Below are 10,684 nucleotides of genomic sequence, written 5' to 3' on the forward strand. Positions count from 1 at the left end.
AACGCCCTCCCGTCTCCCGGCGGTTTGGGGCGGGAGACTGCCATGAGTTTGCATGAAACCTTCGGTCAGCCGTTGCTGACCTTTCCCGATGCGGAAAAAAGCCCCCTGAGCATCCGCGCCAAGGCGCTGGTGTTCGTCGACCCGCGCTCACGTCAACTGCGTCAGGAGCTGGAGCAACTGGCGCCACGGGCAATCTCGGTGTTGATACGCGGCGAAAGTGGTACCGGCAAAGAGTTGCTGGCCCGCCACATCCACCGCGAAAGTGAGCGTGGCGGGTTGTTTGTCTCCGTCAATTGCGGCGCCATCAGCCCGACCTACGCCGATGCCGAATTGTTCGGCTACGCCGCCGGCAGCTACAGCGGCTCGGCCAGCAGCCGGGCGGGTTGGTTCGGCTCGGCCAATGGCGGCACCCTTTACCTGGATGAAATCGGTGATTTGCCGCTGCCGATCCAGGTCAAATTGCTGGCCGCCCTGGAAAACCATGAAGTGACCCGGGTCGGGGCGCACCAACCCAGTCCCGTGGATGTTCGCCTGGTCGCAGCCACCAGCATCGACCTGGCGCAAGCGGTGGCCGCCGGTAAGTTTCATCAACGGCTCTACCATTACCTCAGCGAAGGTCGACTCGAGCTGCCCGCCCTGCGCGAGCGGGTGGGCGACATCCTGTCCCTGGCCGAATACTTCCTGGGCATCTACAGCCAGCGCCTCGGCCTGAGCGTGCCGCTGATCAGCGAGGCGGCGCAGCGTGCGCTCGAACGGCACAGTTGGCCTGGAAATACCCGTGAGCTGGAAAACGTCATTCATTTCGCGTTGCTGGTCAGCAGCGGTGAGGAGATTTTGCCCGAGCATCTGAATCTGCCGACCCAGCCCTCCGCGCTGGCGTTGATCGATCAGCAAGTGGCGTATGTCATCGCCCGAGGATCGGCGGCTGAACGCACAGCGCTCAAGGCACTGCTCGGTCAACTGACCCAAGCGCCCTCTATATGAATTAAATGAATATGAACTTGAATAAAAAATATTGTTAAGGCATAAAAAATGTCGGTATTGTCCGACCCACGCCAGCGATAGCACTTCGCTGGCACTTCCTCTTTAGCTGTCGTCCCGGACGACTGTGATTTTCGATAAGGACACTGCATGAAAAAGGTTCTGTTGTTCACCGCGCTGGCGGCAGCCCTGACCTCGGGCCTGGCCCAGGCGGCGGAGAAACTGGTCGTGGCGGCCACCCCGGTGCCTCACGCCGAAATTCTCGAACTGATCAAGCCGGCCCTGGCCAAAGAAGGCGTGGACCTGCAAATCAAGGTCTTCACCGACTACGTCCAACCCAACGTACAGGTTGACCAGAAACGTCTGGACGCCAACTACTTCCAGACCCTGCCTTACCTCAAGAGCTTCAACGAGGGCAAAGGCACGAACCTGGTGACCGTGATCGGCGTGCACGTCGAACCCTTCGGCGGTTACTCGAAGAAAGTCAAAAGCCTGGCCGAGCTGAAAGACGGCGCCACCATCGCCATCCCGAACGAAGGCAGCAACAGCGGTCGCGCCCTGATCCTGTTGCAGAAGGCTGGCCTGATCGAACTCAAGGATCCGAAGAACGCCCTGGCAACGCCGAAAGACATCGACAAGAACCCGCACAACTTCAAGTTCAAGGAGCTGGAATCGGCGATGCTGCCGCGTGTGCTGGATCAGGTCGACCTGGACATGATCAACACCAACTATGCCCTGGAAGCGGGCCTGAACCCGGCCAAGGATGCGCTCGTGATCGAAGGTTCGGATTCGCCTTACGTGAATTTCCTGGTGGCCCGTCCGGACAACAAGGACAGCCCGGCCATGCAGAAACTGGCCAAGGCCCTGACCAGTCCTGAAGTGAAGGCATTCATCGAGAAGAAATACAGCGGCGCGGTACTGCCGGCGTTCTGATCGAGCTGATAGTTGTAGACCGTTGGAATGAGTCCGTGGCGAGGGAGCAAACGCCCTCGCCACGGTGAGTCCTGGCCGTTGGCTCTTTCATCAGCGCACGGCGCAGGGCAACGAGCAGTTTGACGAGGTCTTGCGGGTCGAGAGTGCGCGGGGCTTTCACGTCAGCCATCTGTATCTCCTTGTGGATAAGCACTGCGGTTCCGTGGAGAGATCCCTTTCACCAAGGGCTATCCTGCAGCTCCCGAAAAGATAGCCGCCCCTCCCGCGCTACGCAAACGTCTGGCGCTGCATCGCGCCATTGCCGGCTGGACAGGTCTTGTCCCGGTTATCAGGCGTTGTCCTGCCTGTGCATCCATTGAACCCTGTTCTAAGCTCACAGTCGTATCGTCACTGGCACGTCCGTACAACGCAAAGGAGTCTGCATGGCTGGTCCCCGAATCAAACTGGTTGTTGGCTTGGGTTTGTGTGCGTTGTTGGCAGGATGCGGTGAGGAAAAGCCTGGGGAAAAGGCCCTGCCACGGGTGTTCGTGCAGCCAGCAGTGCCCAGCGAATACGCGGCTTCGGTGACGCTGACCGGCGATGTCCAGGCGCGGGTGCAGACCGATCTGTCGTTTCGCGTCAGCGGCAAGATCATCGAGCGCAAGGTGGATGTCGGCGCCCGGGTTTCGGCTCGGCAAGTGCTGGCTCGACTCGACCCCAGGGACCTGCAGACCAACGTCGACTCCGCCGAGGCCCAGGTGGCCGCCGAACAGGCGCGGGTCAAGCAGAGCGCGGCGGCGTTCGTGCGCCAGCAGAAGCTCTTGCCCAAGGGCTACACCAGCCAGAGCGAATACGATGCGGCCCAGGCGCAACTGCGCAGCAGCCAGAGTGCGCTGACCGCCGCCCAGGCCCAGTTGGCCAATGCCCGCGAACAACTGAGCTACACCGCACTGGTCGCCGAGGCGCCGGGTATTATCACGGCGCGCCAGGCTGAGGTGGGCCAGGTGGTGCAAGCCACGGAGCCGATCTTCAGCCTGGCCCAGGACGGCGAGCGCGACGCGGTGTTCAACATCTACGAGTCGCTGTTGCGCGAACCGCCCTCGGACCCGGCGATTGTCATCAGCCTGTTGGACAACCCGGCCGTCCAGACCACCGGCAAGGTACGCGAAATCACCCCGGCAGTATCGGCCCAGACCGGCACGGTGCAAGTCAAGGTGACCCTCAGCGAGTTGCCCGAAGGCATGCGCCTGGGGTCGGTGGTCAGCGCCACGGCCAAGTCGGCGGGCAAGACCGCCGTCGAGCTGCCCTGGTCGGCATTGACCAAGAACCTCAGTGAACCGGCGGTGTGGCTGGTGGATGGCGAAGGCAAGGCGTATTTGCAGACGGTCACCGTCGGCCGCTACCTGACCGGCAAAGTCATCATCAGCGACGGTCTCAAGGGGGGCGAGAAAGTCGTCACCGCCGGTGGGCAACTGCTGCACCCCGGCGTGCGGGTCGAGATCGCTGAAAATACCTCGGTAAAACCCCCGGCAGGAGCCCAGCCATGAAAGGTTTATGGATGATCCTGGCCGGCCTGCTGCTGGTCGCCTGTTCGAAGGAAGAAGCCCCGCCTGAACCGGTACGCCCGGTGTTGTCCGTGGCAGTCCAGGCCCTGGATCAGCAGGCCCTCGGACGGTTCGCCGGGAACATCCAGGCGCGCTACGAAACCAACGTCGGTTTCCGCGTGCCCGGGCGGATCGCCAGCCGTAATGTCGACGTCGGCGCGGAAGTGAAGAAGGGCGACTTGCTCGCCACCCTCGATCCCACCGATCAACAGAACCAGTTACGCGCGGCCCAAGGCGATCTGGCGCGGATCGAGGCGCAGTACATCAATGCCCAGGCCAATGCCCGTCGCCAGCAGCAATTGTTCGACCGTGGCGTCGGTGCCCAGGCGCAACTGGACATCGCCCAGACCGATCTGAAAACCACCGGTGCCTCCCTCGAACAAGCCAAGGCAGCGGTGACGCAGGCCCGTGATCAACTCAACTACAGCGAACTGCACACCGATCACGACGCAGTGGTTACGGCCTGGAATGCCGAAGCCGGGCAGGTGGTCACCGCCGGCCAGCAAGTGGTGACCCTGGCCCGCCCGGACATCAAGGAAGCGGTGATCGACCTGCCGGCCGACCTGGTCGATCGGCTGCCCACTGATGTGGTGTTCGAAGTCGCCGCGCAGTTGGACCCGACGACTCACACCACTGCCATCGTCCGCGAGATCGAGCCCCAGGCCCAGAGTGCCACCCGCACGCGCCGGGCGCGGCTGACGTTGACCGAGACGCCAGCGGGCTTTCGTCTCGGCACGGCCATCAGCGTCACCCTGAGTTCGGCGATCGAACCGCGAATCGAGCTGCCGCTGAGTGCGCTGCAAGAGGTCGATGGCCAGGCGCGGATCTGGCTGATCGACCCGCAGAACCAGACCGTCTCCCCCCGCGACGTGCGGATTCTTGAGCGTTCGGCCGACTCGGTGCTGGTCGCCAACGGCATCAAGCCTGGCGATCGCGTGGTCAGCGCTGGCGTGAACAGCCTCAAGCCGGGGCAGAAAGTGAAACTCGACGAGGACGCACGATGAAAGGGCCTTTCAACTTATCCGAATGGGCCCTGCGGCATCAGTCGTTTGTCTGGTACCTGATGTTCGTCGCGTTGTTGATGGGGGTGTTTTCCTACCTGAACCTGGGGCGCGAAGAAGACCCCTCGTTCACCATCAAGACCATGATCATCCAGACCCGCTGGCCCGGCGCGACCCAGGAGGAAACCCTCAAGCAGGTCACCGACCGCATCGAGAAAAAACTCGAAGAGCTCGACTCCCTCGACTATGTCAAAAGCTACACCCGACCGGGAGAGTCGACGGTGTTCGTGTACCTGCGCGACACCACCAGCGCCAAGGACATCCCCCAGATCTGGTACCAGGTGCGCAAGAAGATCAACGACATTCGCGGTGACTTCCCCCAAGGCCTGCAAGGGCCGGGGTTCAACGACGAGTTCGGTGACGTCTACGGTTCGGTGTATGCCTTCACCGGCGACGGCTTGTCGATGCGCCAGTTGCGCGATTACGTGGAACAGGTCCGCGCCGAGATCCGCGAGGTGCCCGGCCTGGGCAAAGTGGAAATGGTCGGCGAGCAGGATGAAGTGCTCTACCTGAATTTCTCCACGCGCAAACTCGCCGCGCTGGGCATCGATCAGCGCCAGGTGGTGCAAAGCCTGCAATCGCAGAATGCGGTGACGCCCGCCGGGGTGATCGACGCCGGTCCCGAGCGGATTTCCGTGCGCACCTCCGGGCAGTTCCAATCGGAAAAAGACCTGGCCAACGTCAACCTGCGGCTCAACGATCGGTTCTATCGCCTGGCCGACATCGCCGACATCAGCCGCGGTTACGTCGACCCCGCCACACCGATGTTCCGCTTCAACGGCACGCCGGCCATTGGCCTCGCCATCGCGATGAAGAAGGGCGGCAACATCCAGGAATTCGGCAAGGCCCTGCATGCGCGCATGAATGAATTGACCGCCGAGTTGCCGATCGGCGTCGGCGTGCACACCGTGTCGGACCAGGCCGAAGTGGTGGAGAAGGCCGTCGGCGGCTTCACCAGCGCATTGTTCGAGGCGGTGGTTATCGTGCTGGTGGTCAGTTTCATCAGCCTGGGCGTACGCGCCGGGCTGGTGGTGGCCTGCTCGATCCCGTTGGTGCTGGCGATGGTCTTCGTGTTCATGGAATACAGCGGCATCACCATGCAGCGGATCTCCCTCGGCGCGTTGATCATCGCCCTCGGGCTGTTGGTGGACGACGCGATGATCACCGTGGAGATGATGGTGACGCGCCTGGAAAAAGGCGAAACCAAGGACCAGGCCGCGACCTTCGCCTATACCTCGACAGCGTTCCCGATGCTCACCGGGACCCTGGTGACCGTGGCCGGTTTCGTGCCCATCGGCTTGAACGCCAGTTCCGCCGGCGAGTACACCTTTACCCTGTTCGCGGTCATCGCCGTGGCGATGCTGGTGTCGTGGATCGTCGCGGTATTGTTTGCCCCGGTGATCGGCGTGCACATCCTCAGCACCAACGTGAAACCCCACAACAACGAGCCAGGACGGATCGGCCGGGCGTTCAATGGCGGCTTGCTGTGGGCGATGCGCAATCGCTGGTGGGCCATCGGCATCACCGTGCTGTTGTTCGTGCTGGCGGTGTTTTGCATGCGCTTCGTACAGAACCAGTTCTTCCCGTCCTCGGACCGCCCGGAAATCCTCGTCGACCTGAACCTGCCGCAAAACGCGTCGATGGACGAGACCCGCAAGGCCGTCGATCGTCTGGAAGCGACCCTCAAGGGCGACCCGGACATCGAGCGCTGGAGCACCTACATCGGCGAAGGTGCGATACGTTTCTACCTGCCGCTGGACCAGCAGTTGCAGAACCCGTACTACGCGCAACTGGTGATCGTCAGCAAAGGCCTGGAGTCGCGCACGGCCCTCACCGAGCGTCTGCAAAAGCGCTTGCGCGAGGATTTCGTCGGCGTCGGCAGCTACGTGCAGTCCCTGGAGATGGGCCCGCCGGTGGGCCGACCGATCCAGTACCGGGTCAGCGGCAAGGACATCGACCAGGTGCGCAAGCACGCCATCGAGCTGGCGACCGAGCTGGACAAGAACTCGCACATCGGCGAGATCATTTACGACTGGAACGAGCCGGGCAAAGTGCTGCGCATCGACATCGCCCAGGACAAGGCGCGGCAACTCGGTTTGTCCTCCGATGACGTCGCCAAGCTGATGAACGGCATCGTCAGTGGCTCGCCGGTGACCCAGGTCGACGACGATATCTACCTGATCAATGTGGTGGGGCGTGCCACCGACGCCGAGCGCGGTTCGCCGGAAACCTTGCAGAACCTGCAGATCGTCACCCCGAGTGGCACCTCGATTCCACTGCTGGCGTTCGCCACCGTGCGTTATGAATTGGAGCAGCCGCTGGTCTGGCGTCGCGACCGTAAGCCAACCATCACCATCAAGGCTGCCGTGCGCGACGAAATCCAGCCCACCGACCTGGTGAAGCAACTGCAGCCGGACATCGATAAATTTGCTGCCGGTTTACCGGTGGGCTACAAGGTTGCCACGGGCGGTACGGTGGAGGAGAGCAGCAAGGCCCAAGGCCCGATCGCCAGCGTCGTGCCGCTGATGCTGTTCCTGATGGCGACGTTCCTGATGATCCAGCTGCACAGCGTGCAGAAACTGTTCCTGGTGGCGAGCGTCGCGCCGCTGGGCTTGATCGGCGTGGTCCTGGCGCTGGTGCCGACGGGCACGCCCATGGGCTTCGTGGCGATCCTGGGGATTCTCGCGCTGATTGGCATCATCATCCGTAACTCGGTGATCCTGGTGACCCAGATCGACGAATATGAGCGTGACGGCTACGAGCCTTGGGATGCGGTGGTGGAAGCCACCCAGCATCGGCGCCGGCCGATCCTGCTGACGGCGGCGGCAGCGAGCCTGGGGATGATCCCGATTGCCCGCGAAGTGTTCTGGGGGCCGATGGCCTACGCGATGATCGGCGGGATTATCATCGCCACGCTGCTGACGTTGCTGTTCCTGCCGGCGTTGTATGTGGCCTGGTACAAAATCCGCGAGCCGCAGAAGTCATAGGGCTGCTGCGCAGCCCATTGCGAGCAGGCTCGCTCCCACAAGGACCCCATGGTGTTTGAATTTGGGGGCCTTCACGAAACCTGTGGGAGCGAGCCTGCTCGCGATAGGGCCCGCCCGGTCACCCGAGCCCTTTCATTTACGCAACAACCGCAACCCATTGAACACCACCAGCAAGCTCACCCCCATGTCGGCGAACACTGCCATCCACAGGGTGGCGAACCCGGTGAAGGTCACACCGAGGAAGAGCGCCTTGATCACCAGCGCCAGGGCGATGTTCTGCTTCAGAATGCTTGAGGTCTGTCGCGACAGGCGGATGAAGGCCGGAATCTTGCGCAGGTCATCGTCCATCAAGGCAACATCGGCGGTTTCAATGGCCGTATCGGTCCCGGCCGCCGCCATGGCGAAGCCGATTTCCGAACGGGCCAGGGCGGGGGCGTCGTTGATGCCGTCACCCACCATGCCCACGCGATGCCCCTTGGCGTACAACGCTTCGATGGCTTGCAGCTTGTCGCTCGGCAACAAGTCGCCTCGGGCTTGATCCATGCCCACCTGCGCCGCAATCGCCTCGGCGGTGTGGGCGTTATCGCCGGTCAGCATCAACGTCTTGATGCCCAGCTCATGCAGTTGCCGGATGGCTTCACGGCTGGAGTCCTTCACCGTGTCGGCCACGGCAAACAACGCCAGGGGCCCCTTGGCATCGAGCAGCAGTACCACGGACTTGCCTTGTTTTTCCAGGGCGAAGAGTTGTTCCTCCAGCTCCGCAGAGCACAGCCCAAGATCTTCCACCAGCCGATGATTGCCCAGGTGATAGGTCTGGCCGTCGATGTCGCCGCGCACCCCGCGTCCCGGCAACGCTTCGAAGTTATCCACAGCCTGCGGAGCCAGTTGTTTATCCACAGCGGCACTGGCAATGGCTTTCGACACAGGGTGGTCGGAACGGGCGGCGAGGCTGGCGGCCAGGGCGGGAGCAAGGGCTTCCACGGTCGGGTCCAAGACGATGCAGTCGGTTTGAACCGGTTTGCCGTGGGTGATCGTGCCGGTCTTGTCCAGGGCCAGGTAGTCGAGTTTGTAGCCGCCCTCCAGGTACACGCCGCCCTTGACCAGGATGCCTTTGCGCGCCGCCGCGGCGAGGCCGCTGACGATGGTCACCGGGGTGGAAATCACCAGCGCACACGGGCAGGCCACCACCAGCAGCACCAACGCCCGGTAGATCCAGTCGAACCACACCGCGCCCATGAACAGCGGCGGGATAACGGCCACCGCCAGGGCCAGGGCGAACACCGCCGGAGTGTAGACTTTCGAGAATTGATCAACGAAGCGCTGGGTTGGCGCGCGTGAGCCCTGGGCCTGCTCCACGGCGTGGATGATCCGGGCAAGGGTGGATTGATCGGCCGCGGCCGTCACGGTGTATTCCAGTTCGCCGGCCTGGTTGATGGTGCCGGCAAACACCGTGTCGCCCACGGTTTTTTCCACCGGCAGGCTTTCGCCGGTAATCGGCGCCTGGTCGATGGTCGAGCGACCGGCGACCACGTCGCCGTCGAGGGCCACACGCTCTCCGGGGCGCACCCGCACCCGCACACCGAGGGCAATCGCCTTGACCGCCTGCACCTGCCAGCTGCCGTCGGCCTGTTGCACGGTGGCCTGTTCCGGGGCCATCTGCATCAGGCCACCGATCGCGTTGCGTGCCCGGTCCAGGGATTTGGCTTCGATCAGCTCGGCCACGGTGAACAGGAACATCACCATCGCCGCTTCCGGCCATTGGCCGATCAACACCGCGCCGGTCACGGCGATGCTCATCAGGGCGTTGATGTTCAGGTTGCGGTTCTTCAGGGCGATCCAGCCCTTCTTGTAGGTGCCGAGCCCACAGCTGAGGATCGACACCAGCGCGATCACGGCCACCACCCAGCCTGGCGCGGCGTTGCTGAAGTGGATCACCTCGGCGCCCAGGGCCGTGACGCCGGACAATGCCAGCGGCCACCAGGGTTTGGCCGGGGCGGGCACGTTGTTGGGGTGTTTCTCCTGACCCGGCGTCAGCGGCTCGGCTTGCATGCCGAGGGATTGGATCGCGCTGATGATCGGCGCGTCGTCGGGCAAGTCATGGGTGACGCCCAGCACGCGGTTGATCAGGTTGAATTCCAGTTGCTGCACGCCTTCAAGCTTGCCGAGCTTGTTCTGGATCAGGGTCTGCTCGGTGGGGCAGTCCATCGCCTCGATGCGAAAGCTGCTCAGCCGCGCGCCGTCCGTCGGCGTTTTGCCGAGGTTGACCACCGATGGCGCGGCTTTCGACGCGCAGCAGGAGTGCCCGTGGTCATGGCCATGGTCGGTTTTTTGGGTGTGGAGGGAATCGCTCATCGGTGACGTCCGTGAAAAGTGCCTGTTGCAGAGTAAAGACCCTGTAGCCACTATAGGGTCAAGCATCCATTTGAAGAGGTCGGGCCATGAAAATCGGAGAACTGGCGAAAATCACCGACTGCCAGGTCGAAACCATCCGCTATTACGAGCGCGAAGGTCTGTTGCCGGAACCGGCCCGTAGCGACGGCAATTACCGCGTCTACACCCAGGCCCATGCCGAACGGCTGACGTTCATCCGCAACTGCCGCACCCTGGACATGACCCTGGAAGAAATCCGCAGCCTGCTGGCCCTGCGCGACAGCCCCCAGGACCAATGCGAAAGCGTCAATGCGTTGATCGACGAACACATCCACCACGTCAAGGCCCGCATCGATGGCTTGCTGGCCTTGCAGACGCAACTGATCGACCTGCGCCATCGCTGTGGCGAAGGACCGGACCTGAAACAATGCGGGATCCTGCAGCGTCTGGAAGTGAGCGGAGCGATGGCGCCGGAGGTGGAGCATTCACATGTGGGTAGAAGTCATGGGCATTGAATGCTCTTAAGCGGATCTTGAGCTGTAGGAGATCAAATGTGGGAGCGAGCCTGCTCGCGATAGCGGAGGGTCAGACAGTACTGACTCGACTGACATACCGCAATCGCGAGCAGGCTCGCTCCCACAGGAGGTCTTGTGTGGCTCAGACCGCCATCGGCGCGGTCATCGGCGCGTGGTGTTGGTAGCCTTCTAGTGAGAAGTCGCCTGGCTCTACCAACTCCAGCCACTCCGGCTGGTACACACCGGTCTTGGCA

7 protein-coding genes and 1 pseudogene are annotated in these 10,684 nt (G+C 62.7%); 6 read left to right on the forward strand and 2 right to left on the reverse strand.

All coding sequences use genetic code 11. The features are described from left to right. The first annotated feature begins 42 nt into the window (after positions 1 to 42). The 5 genes from J7E36_RS16485 (at position 43) to J7E36_RS16505 (ending at position 7,545) form a co-directional block, all read left to right on the forward strand. A complete protein-coding gene (locus tag J7E36_RS16485; RefSeq protein WP_215004800.1) occupies positions 43 to 984 on the forward strand; it encodes a sigma 54-interacting transcriptional regulator in 942 nt (313 codons plus the stop codon). Positions 985 to 1,131: 147 nt separating this feature from the next. Continuing rightward, the gene (locus tag J7E36_RS16490) at positions 1,132 to 1,914 is read left to right on the forward strand and encodes a MetQ/NlpA family ABC transporter substrate-binding protein (RefSeq protein ID WP_215004803.1); all 783 of its coding nucleotides are present in this window, start codon (positions 1,132 to 1,134) and stop codon (positions 1,912 to 1,914) included. Positions 1,915 to 2,336: 422 nt separating this feature from the next. Then, positions 2,337 to 3,440, forward strand: a complete 1,104-nt coding sequence (locus J7E36_RS16495) for an efflux RND transporter periplasmic adaptor subunit (protein WP_215004806.1) — start codon at positions 2,337 to 2,339, stop codon at positions 3,438 to 3,440. After that, positions 3,437 to 4,501, forward strand: a complete 1,065-nt coding sequence (locus J7E36_RS16500; RefSeq protein ID WP_215004808.1) for an efflux RND transporter periplasmic adaptor subunit — start codon at positions 3,437 to 3,439, stop codon at positions 4,499 to 4,501. Before J7E36_RS16495 ends, J7E36_RS16500 begins: the two co-directional genes overlap by 4 nt. Beyond that, entirely contained in the window at positions 4,498 to 7,545 is a 3,048-nt protein-coding gene (locus J7E36_RS16505; protein ID WP_215004811.1) for an efflux RND transporter permease subunit, read from the forward strand. Before J7E36_RS16500 ends, J7E36_RS16505 begins: the two co-directional genes overlap by 4 nt. A 132-nt stretch (positions 7,546 to 7,677) precedes the next feature. Here J7E36_RS16505 and J7E36_RS16510 read toward each other — a convergent pair whose 3' ends face one another. Further along, positions 7,678 to 9,897: a heavy metal translocating P-type ATPase gene (locus J7E36_RS16510; RefSeq protein WP_215004813.1), complete on the reverse strand. Its 2,220-nt coding sequence runs from the start codon at positions 9,895 to 9,897 to the stop codon at positions 7,678 to 7,680. Between the two features lie 86 nt (positions 9,898 to 9,983). Here J7E36_RS16510 and cadR point away from each other — a divergent pair, with 86 nt between their 5' ends. Next, positions 9,984 to 10,430, forward strand: coding sequence for a Cd(II)/Pb(II)-responsive transcriptional regulator (cadR, locus tag J7E36_RS16515; protein WP_215004816.1), 447 nt, complete (start codon positions 9,984 to 9,986; stop codon positions 10,428 to 10,430). A 142-nt stretch (positions 10,431 to 10,572) separates the two neighbouring features. Here the strand turns inward: cadR and thyA are convergent. Further along, a pseudogene (gene thyA / locus J7E36_RS16520) lies at positions 10,573 to 10,684 on the reverse strand (thymidylate synthase); the annotation flags it as partial.

This window comes from Pseudomonas fluorescens (assembly GCF_018614775.1).
Lineage (GTDB): Bacteria > Pseudomonadota > Gammaproteobacteria > Pseudomonadales > Pseudomonadaceae > Aquipseudomonas > Aquipseudomonas fluorescens_BY.

Coding starts and splice junctions, on each gene's coding strand:
- J7E36_RS16485 (WP_215004800.1), top strand. CDS start 43: ATGAGTTTGCATGAAACCTTCGGTCAGCCGTTGCTGACCTTTCCCGAT.
- J7E36_RS16490 (WP_215004803.1), top strand. CDS start 1,132: ATGAAAAAGGTTCTGTTGTTCACCGCGCTGGCGGCAGCCCTGACCTCG.
- J7E36_RS16495 (WP_215004806.1), top strand. CDS start 2,337: ATGGCTGGTCCCCGAATCAAACTGGTTGTTGGCTTGGGTTTGTGTGCG.
- J7E36_RS16500 (WP_215004808.1), top strand. CDS start 3,437: ATGAAAGGTTTATGGATGATCCTGGCCGGCCTGCTGCTGGTCGCCTGT.
- J7E36_RS16505 (WP_215004811.1), top strand. CDS start 4,498: ATGAAAGGGCCTTTCAACTTATCCGAATGGGCCCTGCGGCATCAGTCG.
- J7E36_RS16510 (WP_215004813.1), bottom strand. CDS start 9,897: ATGAGCGATTCCCTCCACACCCAAAAAACCGACCATGGCCATGACCAC.
- cadR (WP_215004816.1), top strand. CDS start 9,984: ATGAAAATCGGAGAACTGGCGAAAATCACCGACTGCCAGGTCGAAACC.